Annotated in this window: 9 protein-coding genes; 3 read left to right on the forward strand and 6 right to left on the reverse strand. The window is 70.8% G+C overall.

Annotation, left to right across the window (positions count from 1 at the left end):
* Positions 1-3,626, reverse strand: a 3,626-nt coding sequence (locus tag WBN91_RS00360) for a CHAT domain-containing protein (protein ID WP_337721830.1), incomplete at its 3' end; no start/stop codon positions are given.
* Positions 3,627-3,861: 235 nt separating this feature from the next.
* On the opposite strand from WBN91_RS00360, the gene WBN91_RS00365 reads away from it, so the two are divergent.
* The 3 genes from WBN91_RS00365 (at position 3,862) to WBN91_RS00375 (ending at position 10,209) form a co-directional block, all read left to right on the forward strand.
* On the forward strand, positions 3,862-7,908 hold the full coding sequence (locus tag WBN91_RS00365) for a CHAT domain-containing protein (RefSeq protein WP_337729352.1): 4,047 nt from the start codon (positions 3,862-3,864) through the stop codon (positions 7,906-7,908).
* Between the two features lie 96 nt (positions 7,909-8,004).
* On the forward strand, positions 8,005-8,883 hold the full coding sequence (locus WBN91_RS00370) for a macro domain-containing protein (RefSeq protein WP_337721832.1): 879 nt from the start codon (positions 8,005-8,007) through the stop codon (positions 8,881-8,883).
* A 258-nt stretch (positions 8,884-9,141) separates the two neighbouring features.
* Complete coding sequence (locus WBN91_RS00375; protein WP_337721833.1) at positions 9,142-10,209, forward strand: AraC family transcriptional regulator; 1,068 nt, start codon at positions 9,142-9,144, stop codon at positions 10,207-10,209.
* A gap of 3 nt (positions 10,210-10,212) precedes the next feature.
* Here the strand turns inward: WBN91_RS00375 and WBN91_RS00380 are convergent, their stop codons facing one another.
* The 5 genes from WBN91_RS00380 to WBN91_RS00400 are packed head-to-tail and all read right to left on the reverse strand — an operon-like array spanning position 10,213 to position 18,357.
* Positions 10,213-11,616, reverse strand: coding sequence for an aldehyde dehydrogenase family protein (locus tag WBN91_RS00380; protein WP_337721834.1), 1,404 nt, complete (start codon positions 11,614-11,616; stop codon positions 10,213-10,215).
* On the reverse strand, positions 11,613-12,953 hold the full coding sequence (locus tag WBN91_RS00385) for a flavin-containing monooxygenase (RefSeq protein WP_337721835.1): 1,341 nt from the start codon (positions 12,951-12,953) through the stop codon (positions 11,613-11,615). The genes WBN91_RS00380 and WBN91_RS00385 overlap by 4 nt, the downstream gene beginning before the upstream one ends.
* Before the next feature lie 59 nt (positions 12,954-13,012).
* On the reverse strand, positions 13,013-14,185 hold the full coding sequence (locus tag WBN91_RS00390) for an MFS transporter (RefSeq protein WP_337721836.1): 1,173 nt from the start codon (positions 14,183-14,185) through the stop codon (positions 13,013-13,015).
* Positions 14,186-14,223: 38 nt separating this feature from the next.
* On the reverse strand, positions 14,224-17,421 hold the full coding sequence (locus WBN91_RS00395) for a bifunctional cytochrome P450/NADPH--P450 reductase (protein WP_337721837.1): 3,198 nt from the start codon (positions 17,419-17,421) through the stop codon (positions 14,224-14,226).
* A gap of 60 nt (positions 17,422-17,481) precedes the next feature.
* Entirely contained in the window at positions 17,482-18,357 is an 876-nt protein-coding gene (locus WBN91_RS00400; protein WP_337721838.1) for an SDR family NAD(P)-dependent oxidoreductase, read from the reverse strand.
* Positions 18,358-18,539: the final 182 nt, after the last annotated feature.

Consider the following 18,539-nt stretch of genomic DNA (forward strand, 5'->3'; position numbering starts at 1 on the left):
CCTCGCGCCACCGCCAGATCGCCGAGCTTGTTGTGGCTGATGCTGAGGTCGCGCTGGTATTCGGCGTTGTCGGGGTCAGCCGTGGCCAGGCGCTGGGCAATGCCCAGGCCGGTTTGGTAGTGCTGTTCGGCCTTGTTGGTGTCACCTCGCGCCACCGCCAGATCGCCGAGCTTGTTGTGGCTGATGCTGAGGTCGCGCTGGTATTCGGCGTTGTCGGGGTCGGCTGAGGTCAGGCGCTCGCGGATGTCCAAGCTGGCTTGGTAGTGCTGTTCAGCCTTGTTGGTGTCACCTCGCGCCACCGCCAGCTCACCCAGCCTGTCGTGGCTGATGCTGAGGTCACGCTGGTATTCGGCGTTGTCGGGGTCAGCCGTGACCAAGCGCTGGGCAATGCCCAGGCCGGTTTGGTAGTGCTGTTCGGCCTTGTTGGTGTCACCCCGCGCCACCGCCAGATCGCCAAGCCTGTCGTGGCTGATGCTGAGGTCACGCTGGTATCCGGCGTTGTCGGGATTGCCGACGGCACGTTGGACGGCAATGGTGTGGAGGTTGTGGAGGCGTTGGGCTGTGGCGGTCGCGAGTCCTAGTGCGATGAGTGCTTGGCATTCGCGGTCGGCGAGGGCGAGGTAGCCGGCATGGCTGGTGGGGATGAGAGGGGTGATCTCGGCGAGCAGGGCAGCGATAGCGACTTGTCCACGAAAGGTGTTACAAGCGGCGAAGGTCGTTGCGACGGCACGGTCGTAGTCGTGACTGCCGGCCAGGTGGCGGATGTATTCGGTGATGTCTGCCGGGCGACCGTGTGCCGTGTTGCTGAGGCGGTGCTTGCGCATGGCTGCGCCTCGTCGGTGGCGGTCGATCAGGTCGTTGTCGGTGTGGGTGAGTGAGGCGGCGACCCAGGGGTGCATGAGCAGTTCGTCGTCGGTGGTGGTGGCGAGGAGGGTGAGGTCGCGTAGACGTTCCACGTCCTGGTCGACGGTGTGGAGTTGTTGCGGGGTGGGGTCTGGGCCGTGGCGGGTGTGTGCCAGGTCGCGGAGGGTCAGTGAGGCTCGGGCGAGTGAGGCTTGCAGGGTGAGTTCGTGTTGGTCCGGGGTTAGTTGCGCCAAGAGGGCGCTGAGGAGGATGTCGCGGGTGCCCAGGCGGACCGTGTCGGCGATGCCGGTGGTGAGGTCGCGGTTCGGCCTGAGGTCGATGTGTTCGTGGCGTGCGAGGTCTCGGAGTTTTGTGGTGATGTGGCGGAAGTCCGCCGCGGTTCCTTTGCGCAGCAGCACGTCGAGGAACTCCAGCAGCCGGGGGTGGCCGCCGATGGTCGCGTTGACCAGTTGTCTGTCTTCTGTGGACAGTGTGCGCAGGGCGGGCAGTCGCAGGAACAGGCGTCGTTGCTCGGCCGGTGAGAGCGGTGGTAGGTCGACGCGGAGGAGGGTGTCGCCGTCGGGGACCGGGTGTCGGCAGGTGACCAGGAGGCGCCCGGCTCGGGTGTTGTCGCAGAGCAGGCCGAACAGTTCCGCGAAGCCGGGGTCGTGGAATCGGCCCTCGGGGTCGAGGTTCTGTTCGAAGTCGTCGAAGAGGAGCAGGAGTTTCGTCGTGGCCAGCAGCCGGACCACGACGCCGATCTTCGCGGTGGTGTCGACCTCGGGAGCGCGCAGGATGGCGGCGAAATCGCCGTGGTGTGCGGAGGTGAGGGCCTCGGCGACCGCGTCGGCCAGGGCGTCGGGGTTCCAGACACCGACGTGTTCGGCGACGGTCCAGCCCTGCTCGCGGGCGCGGGTGGCGATGCGGCCGGCGACCGCGGTTTTGCCGATGCCGCCGATGCCGGTGAGCACGACGCCTGCCCAGTCCCCGACCTTCTCCCTGTCGCGCGTGGTGCCGCGCAGTGCGGACATGGCAGTGCGGGTCTGGCGGCGTCGTCCGATGAGCCGTCCCAGGGGCAGTTCCCGCAGCCCGGTGCCGCCCGGCACGAGGGTGGGGCGCTCCAGTGGCTGCGGCTGGCCGGTGGTGGCGCGCAGGGGGCCGTCGACGCCGCTGTGGATCAAGGTCGGGATCGCGGACTCGGGTCGTGGCGGTGGGCCGCCGCTCTTGCGGGCGCGGTCGGCGAGGCGGTCGGAGGCTTGACGGCGGGCGGTGGCCAGAGCGGAGGAGGCGGTCGCGTCGGGGGTGCGGGCCAGGTGGGTGTAGAGGTCGCGAGCCAGTTCGGTGGCGTAGGTGTCGGTGATGGAGGTTTGCATGGCGATGACCCGTTCGGCGCCGTGTCGGACCAGCGCGGCGGCGAGACCGGCGGTGCCGCCCGCAGCGCCGCGGCAGCTGGACAACACGACCAGCGGCAGGGGACGTTCGCCGGCGCGCAGTGCGGCGACCAGGCGATCCGCGTCGGCTGGTACGGGGTCGCCGTCCTCGTCCTCGAGTTCGACGACGTTGTCCGAGCCGTGGGCGGACAGGTGCAGCACGTGGTACTGGTCGGCGGCCAGGGCTCGGCCGATCTCGTCCAGTGAGGCGACCTCCAGGATCTTGACCTGAGCCGCGGTGTCGCCGCCGTTGGACGCGGCCAGTCCGAGGTCGAGGTCGGTGACGGCGTCGAGCAGCGCCTGCATCTCCGCTTCCACGTCCAGCGGAGGGTTGGGCGTGGCGGTCTCCTCGGGTGCGGCGACCGCGGCGAGGATCTTCAGCGGTCCGGGCGGCGGCGGGGACGAGGCCTGCTCCACGGTGTCGAGCCGTCGGGCGACCCGGACTCCGGGGGTGGTGGCGGCCAGGCGGCCGTCGGGGAGCCTGAGCAGTTCGACCGGCATCGTCGACAGGTCCTCGGCCAGGTGCACGACGATGTCGATCACGCTGCCGACCGGGCTGTGGGCGATCAGGTCCACCAGGCGTCCGCTGGTGGGCTCGTCGAACATGGCCTCCCACAACGCCTGGCCCGTCGAGGTCAGCCGGTCGTGGCCGGAGGTGCTGTCCAGGTCCGCCCGCCACGATCCGAGGCCGGGTGGGAGGGCTGCCACCTTGTCGCCCACCAGCGCGCTGTCTGCCAGGACCTGGGTGTGCACCTGTCCGTCGATGGTGTCCATGCGCACGACCAGCGCGTGCCGCATCGGCTGCCGGCTCAACGTGGTCGAGAGCGTGTGCTCCCGGCTTCGCAGGTCGGGTCGTTGCTTGAGCGGGGGTTCGACTTCGGCAGGCGCGTCGAGCAGCAGGCGCAGCAGCCGCTCCACACCGCCGAGCGTGAACTCCGGGACGTGGTAGACGGTGGTCGTCGACGGCGTGAGGAAGTCGGGGACTCCGTCCACGGACTGGCCCGGCAGCACGACGGGCACGAACCGGTCCAACGCCCGTTGATCGCGGTGGAACGCGTCCCGGATCATGCGCGCTTCCCACTGCACGCCCTTGCCTTCATCGGGTCCGGTACGCCCTTCGGCGCGCTCGCGGTAGGCGGACGAGGCGATGACCAGGATGTGGTCGGCGTTGCGGATCTGGTCGCCGATCCACAGCGTCCAGTCCTGCCGGCGTTGCGCCGCGACGCGGTCGAGCTTGGCGTCCACGCCGTGACCGCGCAGGAACAACCACAGGTCACGCACGCGTTCGACATGCTCGTCCGACTCGTGCGCATAGGAGATGAACACCCTCGGCGCGCGCGAATCCTCGGCCATCTGAACACCCCGCCCTGGCAGGCCCGACGTCTCCCCCACCATCGTGCCCTGGGTCCGTTTCGTTCCACCGAGCGGGTAAACCCCGAAAATTGCGGAGACCTGAGGGCTCCGGCCGCAAGATTGCGTTGAGATCCAAGGAATCCTGTGCATCCCCGACACGGGTTCGCGGCGTTCTGCAACGCGCAGCGGAGTTTCTGCGATGGTGGGGTACCGCGAGGGGTGAGGGAGTGGATTAGTGGCGGCTCGACGGGTGTTCATCTCCTACGCGCAGGAGTCGGACGCGCATCGCGAAGCGGTGCGGGACCTGTGGGTGTTCCTGCGGCGCCACGGGGTGGACGCCAAGCTGGACTGGGAGGCGGCGCAGCGGCGGCAGGACTGGACGCTGTGGATGGGCGACCAGGTCCGCGAGGCGGACGTCGTCCTGTGCGTCGCGTCCGAGCAGTACCGCAAACGCGCCGAAGGCCGCGAGGGTCCCGATGTGGGGCGCGGTGTGCAGTGGGAGGCGCGGTTGATCCGCGACGCCTTCCACGCGGCCCAGGACGACCTCCAGAAGTTCGTCCCCGTGGTGTTGCCGGGTCAGTCGCCCGACGGAATACCGGACTTCCTCGCGCCGTCGACCTCGACGGTGTACTTCGTCGAGGGCTACACCGTCCACGGCGCGGAGAAGCTGCTGCGGTTCCTGCTCCAACAGCCGGAGGTCGTCGAGCCGCCCTTGGGTCCGGTACCGGACCTCGGGCAGTGGAACCCCGACGACCCAGTCCCACCAGCGCCGGTCATCCCGTCGAAGCCGGTGGTCGGCTTGCGGCACGCGGTCGTCATGCGGGTCGAACTGCACGAAGGTGCACTGCGGACCCGCACCGAGCTGGCGGGGACCCCGCTCGGTGAGCACGAGGCGCCCCTCCCGAGGAACCTGCGCGACTGGCAGCGGGAGTCCGCCGAAGGCCTGGCCCGCCTCGGGCACGCGTTGCGGGACGCGCTCGTCGACGACGTGACCGTGCGCAGACTGGTGGAGCTGATCGACAACGGTCCGCTCGACCACACGGTCGACCTGGTGGTGTGGCTGACCGACGACGTGTCGTGGCTGCCCGTGGAACTCCTGCGGCTGCCCGACCACAGGCTGTTGGCCACCGTCCCGGGTGTGTCGCTGTCCCGGGGACTGGCCGGCGTCGAGCGGCCCGCCACCCCGCCGTTGGCCGGACCGCTGAAGATCCTGGCCGCCGTGGCCGCGCCGGCGGAGACCCGCACCGCGAACGTGCCGCTGGACGTCGAAGCGGAGATGCAGGCCGTGGTGGACGTCGTCACCCCACTGGACTCTTCGCGGGCGGTGCAGGTGCGGGTGCTGGAAGTGGCTTCGCTGGAGGAGATCGGCCGCGCGCTCAACACCGACCAGTACCACGTCCTGCACCTGTCCGCGCACGGCTCGGCCGACGGCGTGGAGCTGGAGGACGAGGACGGCAACCCCGTGTTCGCCGACGCCGTGCGCCTGGTCGGGGCACTGCGCGCGGGGGCACGGCCGTTGCCGTTGGTGGTGCTGTCGAGCTGTCGCGGCGCGGAAACCGGTTCGGCGGGGCTGGCTGCGGCCCTGGTTCGCCACGGCGCCGACCGCGTGATCGCCATGCAGGCGGCCGTCACCGACGTCTTCGCCACCGACCTGGCTCGCGAGCTGTACCGCGTGCTCGCCACCGAGCCGGACACCACCGTGGCCTCGGCGCTGGCAGCGGCCCGCCGACACGCGGCAGACGCCGAGATCCGCCGCAACAAGGCATCGGGAACCTCGCGGCTGGAAACGGTGGTGCCCACACTGATCCACTCCGGACAGGACACAGCGCTGCGCAACACCACGTTGCCCGAGGCCGCCCTTTCCCGCGCGACCGTCGAAGGCACCGGGTCGGGCGTGCGCGAGCTGAGGATCGGCCGGTTGATCGGTCGCCGGGAGCAGGTCCGCCGCGCGATGGGAGTACTGCGCGGCACCCCCAGTGACCCCAACGGCTACGGCACCCCCGCCGGAGCGGTCTTCACCGGAGTGGGCGGCATCGGCAAGACCGCCATCGCCGGACGGGTCCTGGCCCGCGCCCGGGAGGAAGGCTGGGCGATCGCCGAACACGAGGGCGTCTGGAACCCCGCAGCCCTCATCGAGGCCGTCGCGAACGCCACCACCGACCCCGCCCACCACACCACCGCCGCCGTCCTGCACTCACCCGACCGGACCGACGACGACAAGCTGCGCGCGATCTTCCGCCTGCTCGCCCGAACCCGGCTGCTGATCCTCTTCGACGACTTCGAGCAGAACCTGACCACCGACGGCGCGTTCCGCGACGAGGGCGTCGCCTCGATCTTCACCGAACTGTGCGAAGCCGCGAACAAGGGCAGGATCCTGGTCACCTGCCGCTACCCCGTGCCCGACACCGACCACCTCCTACTGCACCTGAACGTCCCACCCCTCACACCAGCCGAACTGAGCAGACTCCTGCTGCGGCTACCCGCGCTCCGCGAACAATCACCCCAAAATCGGCAGCTGATCGCCGACACCATCGGCGGCCACCCGCGACTTGTCGAATTCCTCGACATCCTGCTGCGCCAACGCCCGGACCCCACCACGACGCTGCGTCACGTCACCACCAAACTCCGTGCCCTGGCACGCAGGGAATCACTCGACCCCGGACCGGGCCGTCCCCTCAACCGCGGAATCGACGACGCCATCCGGCTGGGCAGCCGCGACATCCTCCTCGACACCCTGCTGACCCACCTCACCGCCCCGCAACTGGAACTGGCCCTCCAAACCAGCCTGTTCCGCGCGACAACCACCACCCAGGACCTCGTCCACACCCGGCACGGTGCCACCCCCACCGACGACCAGATGCTCGACCTCGACCGCGACATCACCCGGCTCCAAGACCTCACACTGCTCACCACCGTCGACGGCGAACTGGTCATGCACCCCTGGATCGCATCGTCCCTCCAACGCGACCAGGCCCCAGCCGACCTCGAATCCCGCCACCGACGAGGCGCCGCCATGCGCCACCACCGCATCACCACCGGCCAACCCCGCCTCGACGACTACATCGACCACATCCGCCACCTGGCGTCCTGCGGCGACTACGACGAGGCCGCCGACGCAGCACTCACCGCCTGCCACCTCGTCGACGGCGAGGTCACCGTTGCCGCACTACTCGCCGAAATCGTTCCGCTCATACCCACGTCTCATCGGCACTACACCTGGCTCTCTGAGCGCGAGTGCGACGCAATGCAGACCATCGGCCTCACCACCGCCACCGCACACAAACGCCATCAGATTCACGAGCTTCTGCAAGAACGACTCGCCACCAACCCCGACAACGCCGAATACCAACGCGACCTCAGCATCAGCCACGACAAGCTCGGCGACCTGGCGATGGCACGGGGCGACACCGGCACGGCCGAACAGCACTACCAAGCCAGCCTGGATATCGCCCAGCGCCTGGCCACGGCCGACCCCGACAACGCCGAATACCAGCGCGACCTCAGCGTCAGCCAAAACAAGCTCGGCGACCTGGCGATGGCACGGGGCGACACCGGCACGGCCGAACAGCACTACCAAGCCAGCCTGGCCATCCGCGAGCGCCTGGCCACGGCCGACCCCGACAACGCCGAATACCAGCGCGACCTCAGCGTCAGCCACGACAAGCTCGGCGACCTGGCGATGGCACGGGGCGACACCGGCACGGCCGAACAGCACTACCAAGCCAGCCTGGCCATCCGCGAGCGCCTGGCCACGGCCGACCCCGACAACACCCAATACCAACGCGACCTCGGCGTCAGCCACAACAAGCTGGGCGATCTGGAGGTGGCGCGGGGCGACACCGGCACAGCCGAACAGCACTACCAAACCAGCCTGGCCATAGCCCAGCGCCTGGCCGCAGCCGACCCCGACAACGCCCAATACCAACGCGACCTCAGCATCAGCTACGACAGGCTGGGCGACATGGCGGCGGCGCGGGGCGACACCGGCACAGCCGAACAGCACTACCAAGCCGACCTGGCCATAGCCCAGCGCCTGGCCGCAGCCGACCCCGACAACGCCCAATACCAACGCGACCTCAGCATCAGCTATGAGAGGCTGGGCGATCTGGAGGTGGCGCGGGGTGACACGGGCACGGCCGGACAGCACTACCGGGCCGGCCTGTCCATCCTCGAGCGCCTGGCCGCGACCGACCCCGACAACGCCCAATACCAACGCGGCCTCATCTTCTTGCGCGACCGGATAGATAATCTCGACCCGGGCGCAGGAGAAACGGTGGCATAGATCAGGACTGCCCACCGCAAGCAACACGTACTACCCTTTATTCAGATTGACAGACTCGCCCAGCTCATTGCGAACCCCTGAACCAAACTGCCCAAGATGCGCGACGAGGTGTTCATGTCGAGGCTGCGTTATGGCTTGCGATCGATCTTCACCAGCGGTCGAGGCTGGTCCATTCTCGCCGGCAGTTCGCTGGCGACGTTTGGCGTTCTCGGCGGCGCCATGCAGGTCTACGACATTCTCACACCCAGTGCTACGTACCATCCCCTCGTCATGGTGGCAGTACTAGGCTTGGCACCTATAGCCGTGGGCATGAGCCGGGCGTGGCCCAAGCGAACGCTGTCCCGCCATTTCGGCCAACCCGACACGACCCTCACGATCACCGTCGGGGACTTGTTCGACCAGAACACGCATCTCGTCGTCGGCTACACCGATACGTTCGACACGGACACCAGTGATACCCGAATCATCCACCCCAGGAGCGTGCAATCGCAATTCCAGCGCCGCTTCCAGCCCGACACCGCGGCACTCGACCAGGCACTTGCCACCGCCCTATCAGGCACGAGCCCGTCACCCGACAGCGACAAGACGATCGGCAAAAACGCCCGATACCCCATAGGCACTGTGGCCGTCTTGGATGCCGGCGAGCATCGCGCGTTCTGCACCGCCTACGCCACTATGGGCAACGACTTGGTCGCCCGTGCCACCGTTGACGACATCTGGAACAGCCTCGGCAAGCTCTGGGATGCAGTCCACGTCCATGCCTCACGCGAACCGGTGTCCATAGCTGTCATCGGCTCGGAGCTTGCCAAGGTCGACGCCCTCGACCGCTCCAGCATCATCCGCTTGATCGCGTTGTCCTTCATCGCACGCTCACGGACGACGGTCGTGACACGACACCTCACCATCGTCATCCACCCGAATGACGTCGACAAGGTCGACATGCTCGAACTGGCGGCCTTCATCACGTCCATCTGACACCTCGCGGCCAACGAGCGATCCTCGACGGCCTCCTCGACAATGCCGACAGCCGGTACCCGACCGACGTGCTCCCCCCGGCTTGTCACGGCCTTGATCGCCCCGGGCCAGTGGCGTCAGCGCCTCGCCGAGGCGGGGCCGCTGGGGCCACCGGCGCCGCAAGCTCCACAAGGGATGTGCGAGGCTCGCCGCCGAACCACCGACCAGGCGACCTGGCCGGTCGTGTGCGCGGTGGAGCGAGGAGAAGGGAGCTGTGCGATGGCCGACCGTCCGGAGAGGACCGCCGCACGTCCCACCAACCGCAGCACCTCGGCGACGATCCCGCCGATCATCCTGCGCCACCTCACCGCGGTCGCCGACGAGCTCGGTGCCGATCTGCGTCCCGCGCTCGCCCACGTCGGCCTGGACGAGGCGGTGTTGGGGTCCGTCGAGTTGCGGGTGTCCTACCGCCAAGGCAGCGAGGTCGTCCGTCGGGCACTGGGGCTGACCGGGGAGGAGCACCTGGGGCTGCGGGTGGGTGCCAGGCAGCACCCGACCTCGTGGGGGCTGGTGGGGTTGGCGCTGATGGCCGCCGACACCCTGCGGGACGCCGTCGAGGCGGGTGTGCGGTTCCAGAACCTGTCCGGGGCGATGGTGGTGTGGTCGGCCGGGGAGGGTGACGCGGGCTTCACGTTGTGGGCCGACCTGCCCGATCCGGCTCTGGACCCCGCGGTCGGCGCCTTCCTGGTCGAAGAGGCGTTCAGCAGTGTCGTGACGGTCACGCGGCTGGCGCTCGGTCCGGACTTCCGGCCGCGGCTGGTGGAGTTCACCTTTCCCGCCCCGCGCGACACCCGCCCGTTCGACGAGCTGTTCGGGTGTCCGGTCCGCTTCTCCGCCCCGCGCAACGGGCTGGTCTTCCCGGCCTCGTGGGTCCGGGCCGGGATGCCGGGGCGCGACCCGGTCACCCACGCGTCGTTGCTGGAGGTGCTGGACGCGCAGCTGGCCTCCCGCCGCACCCGCCAGGACCTGCTGGAGGTGCTGGAGGTCTCGATCGCGCAGAGCCTGCCGGCCGTCCCCACCTTCGCGGAGCAGGCCCGCAAGCACGCGGCCGGGGAACGCACGCTGCGCCGCCGCCTGGCCGAGTGCGGCACCACCTACGAGGCGCTCGTCGACGGCGTTCGCCGGGAACGCGTCGAACAGCTCCTGCGCCGGCCGGAGCTGACGCTGACCGACATCACCCGCCGCGTCGGCTTCTCCGACGTGCGGGCGCTCCGGCGTGCGATCCGCCGATGGCACGGCGTGACGCCGCTGGAGCTGCGCGGCACGGTGCTCGACCGGGACGGCTGAGGGTCACCGCGTCCGGATCCACACGGTCTTCTCCCTCGTCCACTGGTCGAAAGCGGTCGTGGACTTCTCCGCGCCGCCGTACCCGGACTGCTTCCAGCCGCCGAAGGGCGTGGTGATGTCGCCCTCGCTGTAGGAGTTGACGGACACGACGCCGGCCTGGACACCGCGAGCCACCCGCCAGGCGACGTCGAGGTCCCTGGTCCACACCGACGCGGCCAGCCCGTACTCGGTGGCGTTGGCCATGCGGACCGCCTCCGCCTCGTCGGTGAAGGTCTGGACGCTGACGACCGGGCCGAACAGCTCGTCGGTGAGCAGCCGCGCCCCCGCCGGAACGTCGGTGACCACGGTCGGGGGGTAGTACGCGCCGCCGGGGTGGAGGCCTTCGGGGAGGTCGGGGGCGTGGATGCGCGCACCGCCCGCGCGAGCTTCCGCCACGGCGGTGGCGACGCGGTCCCTGGCGTCGTGGTCGATCAGCGGACCGATCCGGGTGTCGGGCTCGGCGGGATCGCCGACGACCAGGGCGCCGGCCGCCGCGACGAACCGGGTCACGACCTCGTCGGCGATGTCCCGGTGGACCAGGACGCGGGAACCGGCGGTGCAGTTCTGCCCCGAGGTGAGGAACGCGGCGTCGATCATGTCGGCGACGAGGTCGTCACCGAAGTCGAGCGCGTCCGCCATCAGCACCTGCGGGCTCTTCCCGCCCATCTCCAGCGACACGCGCTTGAAGTTCGTCCGCGCGGCGGCGGTGAGGACGGCGCGGCCGGTCGCGGTCGAACCGGTGAACGACAGCGCTCCCACCACCGGATCACGCGCGAGCGCCGCGCCCGCCACCGCGCCGTGGCCCGGCAGCACGGTCAGCACACCCTCGGGCAACCCCGCTTCCCCGGCCAGGCGGGCCAGGTGCAGGGCCGACCGCGGCGTCGCCTCGGCGGGTTTGAGCAGCAGGCAGTTCCCGGCGGCGAGCGCGGGACCGACCTTCCAAGCCGACATGGCGAGCGGGTAGTTCCACGGCAGGATCGCGGCCACCACGCCCACTGGCTCGCGGGTGATCACGGCGAGGTGGTCGGGGCCGGTGGGCGCGACGCGGCCGAAGACCTTGTCGGCCGCCTCGGCGAACCAGCGCACCGACTCGATCGCGCCGGGCACGTCGCCGGTGCGGCACTCGGAGATCGGCTTGCCCGCGTCCTCGCTGTCCAGCCGCGCCAGGAGTTCCGCGTCCCGCCGCATCAGGTCGACGAGGCGCACCAGGACCGCCGCCCGCTCGCGCGGCGGCACCCGCGACCAGGTCCCGGCCTCGTGCACCTGCCGGGCCCGCCGGGCCGCCTCCGCGACCTCGGCCGCGGAGGTGGCGGGCAGCGTGGTGATCAGCCCGCCGGTCGCGGGGTTGCGGACTTCCAGCGCGGTCACGACACCGCCTCCACGCGCGCGGCCACCGACGGGGGCCTGCCCTCGGTCGGCCACCCCATCGCCTTGGCGACCTTCTCGACGTACCTCCGGTACGCGCCGCTGTCGACGTAGCCGGTGTGCCGGGGTGAGGAGACGAACCTCAGCCCCGCGGTGAGGTCCGGGTGGTCGTCGCGGATCATGCGGGCGAACCGCTCGGCGGCGGGCAGTCCGCGCCGGCTGTCCCCGATGAAGCCCGCGATCAGCTGCGCCTGGGTGTCGAAGAGCCGGTACGCCCCGGAGTTGGTCTCCAGGAAGCCGACTCCGAACAGGCCCTCGTGCCGGCGGGAGAACGCCGACAGGTACAGCTCGGGGTGCTGTTCGTCGCCGAAGTACTCCTGCGCCACCGGCACCGCGTGCCGGTAGCCGGTCGCCAGCAGGACCAGGTCGAACTCGTCCGAGGTGCCGTCGGTGAAGTGCACGGTCCCGCCCTCGGCGCGGGCGATGCCCGGCTTGGCCGTGATGTCCCCGTGCCGCAGGTGGTGCAGCAGCATGGAGTTGATGGCGGGGTGCGTCTCGAACAGCTTGTGGTCGGGATCGGGCAACCCGAGGCGCGCGGTGTCGCCGTTGAGCAGCCTCAGCAGCGCGCCGAACACCTTCTGCTCCAACCACATCGGCAGCTTCGGCCCGGCGCCGGCGAGCGTGTCCACCGGGCGGCCGAACACGTGCTTGGGGATGAACCAGTAGCCCCGGCGCATGCTGATCACGGCGTGGTCGGCCGCGCGGGCCGCGTCGCAGGCGATGTCGCACCCCGAGTTGCCCGCGCCCACGACGAGCACCCGCTTGCCGCGCAATTCCCGCTCGTCGCGGTAGCCGATCGTGTGCCGGACCTCCCCGGTGAACCGCCCCGGCAGCTCCGGGACGTTGGGGTGCCACTGCGCGCCGGTGCACACCACCACCTGCCCGTGCACGCTCTCCCGCCCGTCGTCCCTGGTGACCGTCCACGAGCCATCGGCGTTCTTGGCGACGGTCCGCACCGCCGTGCCGAACTCGATGCGGCCCGTGAGCCCGTAGGCGTCGGCGAACGACTTCAAGTAGGCCAGCACGTGCCGGTGCGAGGGGTAGTCGGGGAAGTCGTCGGGCATCGGCCAGCCACCGAAACCCGACCGGGTCCGGCTGGAGATGAAGTGGGCGGACTCGTACATCGGGCTTCCGGGGTTGTCGATGTCCCAGATGCCGCCGGGAGCCGTGTGCCGTTCGACGTGCGTGTACGGCAGCCCCCGTGCCGCCAGGGCCCGCGCGACCGCGAGCCCGGCCGGGCCGGCTCCGATCACGCAGGTGTCGTACTGGTCGTCGTCCACGAGCCCGCCTTTCTGGTCGAGGGTTCGGCCTTCTTCACAGGACCGTATGGACCCGGGGTTCACCGGGGACTGGCCTCACCGGCCACGGACGGGACCGCAGCGGCCGGCACGCCGTCGGCGGCCGTGGTCATGCGCAGCAGGGGCACCGACGCGGCCACCACGCCGATCGCGAGCACCACGCCGAGGACGGGCGGACCCGCGCCTTCCAGCAGCACGCCCACCACCAACGGGCCGACGCCGGTGCCCAGGGCCGAGGCCCCCGCGAGGGAGGCGACCCACCGGCCGGTCGGGTCGAGCACCGCCGCCGCGGCCACCATCTGGACCAGGACGGCCAACTGGCACGCCTGCCAGATCACCGCGGCGACGACGAACGGCACCGGTCCCCCGCCGATCACGACGACCGCCATCGCCACGGCCTCGACGGCGACGAACACCGCCATCGACCCGAGCCGCCCGAACCGGCGGGCGGCCGGCGCTCCCGCCACCGCCCCGGCTAGCGCCGCGACGCTCGACACGGCCAGGACCACCGAGACCGCCGCGGCCGACATCCCGGTGTGCAGCCGGCCGAGGACGGAGGCGTAGGCCCACGTGCCCTGGGTGATGGCCCAGAGCACCGCCGTCCCGCCCAGCAGCACGACCGAGGGGCGGCGCGGCACCACGGCGACGGGCGGCCCGTGCCGGCTGTCCGGCAGCCCGCGCACCAGGAACCACGCGGGCACGCAGCACACCGCCACCAGGAGGAACCCGGCACCACCCCGGTGCTCGTTGACGGCGGGCACGGCCACGATCAGCAGCGCGGCGGTGACCACGGTTCCGGTGATGGTGATCGCGGATGCCCTGTCGGCGTCCGCCACCGCCGCCAGCGCCGCCGTGGCCGCCGCCGAGACGACACCCAACCCGGCGCCGACCAGGAGGTTCGCCAGCACGAGCGTGACGGGTTCCCGGGCGGCGAAAACGCCCACGGACCCGAACAGCGCCACCACCAGACCGACTCGCGCCATCGAGACCCGGTGCGCTGTGGCGGCGATCCCGGCGACCGACAGCGTCACGACCGCGGTGGCCGTCAACTGGGCCGCCCCGACCAGTCCCGCGCCCGCCCCGGACAACCCGAAGCGGTCCGCGAAGTCCTCCACGAGCACCGGCATCACGTTCGTGCCCGCGCTGCCCATCGTGAAGCCGGTGATCAACGCCGCCACGACGCCGAGGGACAACACCGCGCCGCCCTCCTTCACGCGACGCCCCTGCTCATCCGCACGACCTCGGCCACCGCTCAGCCCGCCCAGACGTCTTCGACGTACCGGTCGGCGTCCTGCAACCCCGCCAGCCACGCAGCCGCCGCGTCCTCGTCACCGCCGGTGTGCGCGCGGTACAGCTCCTTGAACGCCTCGCGCACCGCGGGCGCCATGCGCCGGCCGTCTCCGCAGACGTACACCCGGCCGCCGCCGCGCAGCAGCTCCCAGATCTCGTCGCCTTCCGCGGCGATGCGGTCCTGCACGAAGGTGACACCGTTCTCCGGGGCGTGCATGAAGGCGGGCCGCATGCTGACCGCTCCGGCGTCCTCGGCCGCTTCCATCTCGGCGCGGTGCAGGTAGTCGACGTCGGGGTGGTCGCAGCCGAAGTAGCACAGCAACGGTCCACGTTCCCCGGTGTGCACCCGGTCGAGAACCGCGCCGCGGAAGGGCGCGACGCCGGTGCCGGCGCTGACCATGATCACCGGGACCGCCGGGTCGGACGGCAGGCGGAAGGCGTCACCGGCGGCGAGCACCCTGGCCTGGAGCACATCACCCGCGTCGACGGTGTTCAGGTAGTGCGACGCGATGCCGTGGAACGCGCCCTCCCCGCCGCGGTGCGGGGCCGACAGCAGCGACACCATCAGGTCCACCTCGCACGGCGAGGCCGACGCGGAGGACGAGATCGAGTAGTGGCGGGCCCGCATCACCGGCAGCATCTCCAGGTACCGCTCGAAGGGCAGTTCGCAAGCGCGGTACCGCTCCAGCAGGTCCAGAACGCTGCGGTGCCCGAGCCGGTCGTGGACCTCGTCGGCCGGCGCGGCGGCGAGTTCGGTCAACGGCCGGCGCTCCGGCGGGCACGCGGTGTGCTCGGCCAGCACGGCGACCTGCTCGGGCGTGGCCGGGTCCTGGAGTTCGACGAAGTCGGTCAGCAGGCGGCGCAGGGTCAGCGGCCGGTCGACGGGCAGCGCGTTGCGGCTGCGGCGACGCGCCTTGACCCGGACCGTGCGGTCGAGGTCGAGGCCGAACCGGTCGGCGACCCGCCGCACCAGGTGCTCGGGGTTGCGCGGGAGCACCGCGAAGTGGTCGCCGGTGCGGTAGGTGACCCCCTCCGGCAGGCGCACCCGCAGGAAGCGCTTGGACCGGCCGAGCGGGTGGTCCACGTCCACCAGTTCGCGGGCTTCGAGCACCCGCATGGGCCGCACCCCGTGCCGGGCGGCCAGCTCACCGGTGACCGACTCCCCCGCGTCTTCCAGCTCGTACAGCGCCGCGGCCGGGTCCGACCCCGGTTCCGTCCCGCCGCCGGCGGCGCCGTAGCGCTCCAGCAGCGCGTGCCACAGGTCGGCCGTCCACCGGTCGACCGTTCCGCCGAAGTCCCCCGCCGCGTCGGCCGCGCCGCGGGCCAGCAGCGGCGTGGCGCCCGCCGCCGCCAGCCGCTCGTCGAGCAGTGCGGGGACGCGCTGGTAGGTGGCGGCCCAGTTGCGGTCCCCGACACCGAGGACGGCGTAGTGGACACCCTCCAGCGAACCGGCCTCCAGCCCTTCCGCCCACGCCACGAACCGCGCCGCGTCGTCGGTGGGTCGGCCGTTGTACGAAGCCGCCACGATCACCAGCGGGCCGCCGTCCGCGCTGATCCGGCCCGCGAACTCGTCGAGTGGAGCCACTGTCGTGGCGAAACCGCGTTCGTCGCCATCGACGGCCAGGTCGCGGGCGATGCCGGTGCACGTGCCGAGGTTGGAACCGTGCAGCAGGGTCAGCGCGGTGCCGGCGGCGCGGCGGGAGGCGGTGGTCGTGGCGGTCGTGGGGTGGGCGCTCGCGGCGACGGGCAGCCGCCGCTCGGCGCCGGTCCGCCGGGCCAACCGGAGCGTGAAGCCGTCCGGCTTGAGGGTCAGCGACTGCTTGATCTTCAACTGGTAGTCGGTGTGGTCGATCAGCCGGTACCGGTGCACCAGCAGCGCGAGCACCAGGGTCGCCTCGTGCAGCGCGAACTGGCGGCCGATGCACGCGCGTTCACCGCTGCCGAACGGCTTGAACAGGTGGACCGGCCGGGCCGCCTCCCGCTCGGGGGAGAACCGCTCGGGGTCGAACAACTCGACGTTGTCGCCCCAGGCGGGATCGCGGTGCAACTGCGGGATCAGCACCAGCAGGCTTTCGCCCGCGCTCACCGCGTACTTGCCGCCGATGACCGTGTCCTCCAACGGTTCCACCGCGTACACCGGGGCGGTCGGCCACAGCCGCAGGCCCTCGTTGAGCACCTGGCGGAGGTAGGAGAGCTTCCCGATGTCGCCGTACTCCGGCCGCGGGTCGTCGACATCGCCCCACAGCGCGTCCACCTCGGCCTGGGCCCGCGCGAGCACCTCCGGGTGCTTCGTCAGGTAGTGCAGTGCGAACGACAGCGCGCCGCTGGTCGTCTCGTGGCCCGCGATGAGGAACGTGATGGCCTGGTGGCGGATGTTGACGTCGTCCAGCGGCTCACCGGTCCGCTCGTGGCGGGTGTGCAGCATCCGTCCGAGCAGGTCGTCGGCGCCGGTGTCGCCCTCGGCGCGGCGGCGGCGGATCACGTCGTCGACGAGGTCCTTCATGCAGGCCAGGTCCTCCTGGTACTGCTCCGCCTTCTTCCACTGGAACAAACCCGTCCACGGCAGGGCCTCGCCCTTGGCCTGGGCGAAGTCCAGCGCCCGCGACAGCGCGGTCACGAACGGGTGCGGCTGCGCGCGGCGGAAGGACTCGAAGTCGTAGCCGAAGCCGCACAGCCCGATCGTGTCGAAGGTCAACCGCGTCATGTCCTCGGCCACGTCCACGGCGCTCGTCCCGACCGCGTCGTCCCACTTGGCGATCAAGGTCTTGGCGACGTCGAGCATCGTCCCGTGGTAGCCGCGCATGGCGCCCAGCGAGAACGCGGGCATCAGGATGTCGTGCGCCTTCTGCCAGTTCGGCTCGTCGTTGTACGCGGTGAAGAGCCCGTCCCCGCCGATGTCCCGCAGCAGCACGAGGTCGGGGTGCAGGTTCTTGCGGAACCGGGTCTCGTCGGACAGCTCGGTGACCAGGTCGACGCCCGAGACGAAGTTGATCTCCCGGTCGAAGATGCGCAGCTTGAACAACGGCCCCAGTTCCCTGGCCTCGGCCATGACGTGGAGCAGGCCGTCGGCGCCGCCGGGCACGTCCAGGGCGTGGCCGATCAGCGGCCAGGACGGGCGCTCGGGAATCGGTTCGGTCGTAGGGGTGCGCTTGGTCGTCATGTGGTTCATGCCTTTCGTTCGAGCGGCGCGGTGAAAGGGCGTTCGGTCCATTGAGGACGATCAGCGCTCGTCCACCAGCACCCAGCGACCGTCCACGCGGCGCGCGAGTCCTCGGCGGCGCAGGTCTTCCAGGTAACGGGCCATGCCGCGGTCACCGCGCTTGCGGAACAAGGGGAGGATCTTCGGCAGCAGGTTGGGCACCACCATCGCCAGTCGGGCGCCGAAGGACTCGCTCGGCCGGGCGTAGACCTCCAGCCGGGGCTTGTCCAGCATGCCGACCACGGCCGCGACGACGTCCGACGGCTGCTGCGGGGGTTCCAGGAACTGCATGGAGTTCCCGCCCTCGACGGCCTCCCGGCGCAGCATCGGCGTGTCGGTGGCCGACGGCAGGACCGAGCCGGCCAGGATGCCCTTCTCCCGCAGGTCGAGCCCGATCGACAGCATCGCGCCGCGCAGCCCGAACTTGGAGGCGCAGTACACCGGCGTCTCGCCCTGCGGGAACAGCCCGGCGAGCGACACCGTGCTGATCACCCGGGGGTCCTTCGAGGCGCGCAGCAGCGGGATCGCGAGCCGCGTGGTGACCAGCGGCGACACGAAGTTGAGGCCGATCTCCCGTTCGATGCTGGGGACGTCGCGCACGTCGAACCGCTCGGTGCTGGTCACGCCGACGTTGTTGATCAGCACGTCCAGCCGGCCGTGCGCGGTGGCGATCCGCTCGAAGAGCCGCCCGACCTGCGCCCAGTCCATGAGGTCGCACCCGACGCCGAGGTGCCCGTTGCCCGGCAACCCACCCGCGACCTCCTCCGCGCGCCTCGTGTCGATGTCGACCACCACGCACCGGGCGCCACCGGCGGCGAACTTCCGGCACATCGCGCTCCCGATGCCGCCCGCACCTCCCGTGACCGCGATGACCTTGTCCCGGAAGTCGTAGTTCATGTGTGCCGTCCTTCGGATCACGTGGCGCCTTCGCGGTTTCCGACGCGCCCGCCTCTGCTCGCCTGTCGGGTTCGACGTAACCGACGGTATGCAGCCGGCGGACGCCGCGAACTGGCCGACGCGGCCACAGAGGGGACCGCAGCGGCCACGCCGGCAGCGACCTCCACGACCGAAGGCGCGGC

Source organism: Saccharothrix sp. CCNWYY140, from assembly GCF_037401995.1.
Taxonomy (GTDB): Bacteria; Actinomycetota; Actinomycetes; order Mycobacteriales; family Pseudonocardiaceae; genus Actinosynnema.

What these genes read in the sequence shown, in the direction of transcription:
- WBN91_RS00395 (WP_337721837.1), bottom strand. Translation starts at nt 17,421, where the DNA reads ATGACGACCAAGCGCACCCCTACGACCGAACCGATTCCCGAGCGCCCG.
- WBN91_RS00370 (WP_337721832.1), top strand. Translation starts at nt 8,005, where the DNA reads ATGCGCGACGAGGTGTTCATGTCGAGGCTGCGTTATGGCTTGCGATCG.
- WBN91_RS00400 (WP_337721838.1), bottom strand. Translation starts at nt 18,357, where the DNA reads ATGAACTACGACTTCCGGGACAAGGTCATCGCGGTCACGGGAGGTGCG.
- WBN91_RS00375 (WP_337721833.1), top strand. Translation starts at nt 9,142, where the DNA reads ATGGCCGACCGTCCGGAGAGGACCGCCGCACGTCCCACCAACCGCAGC.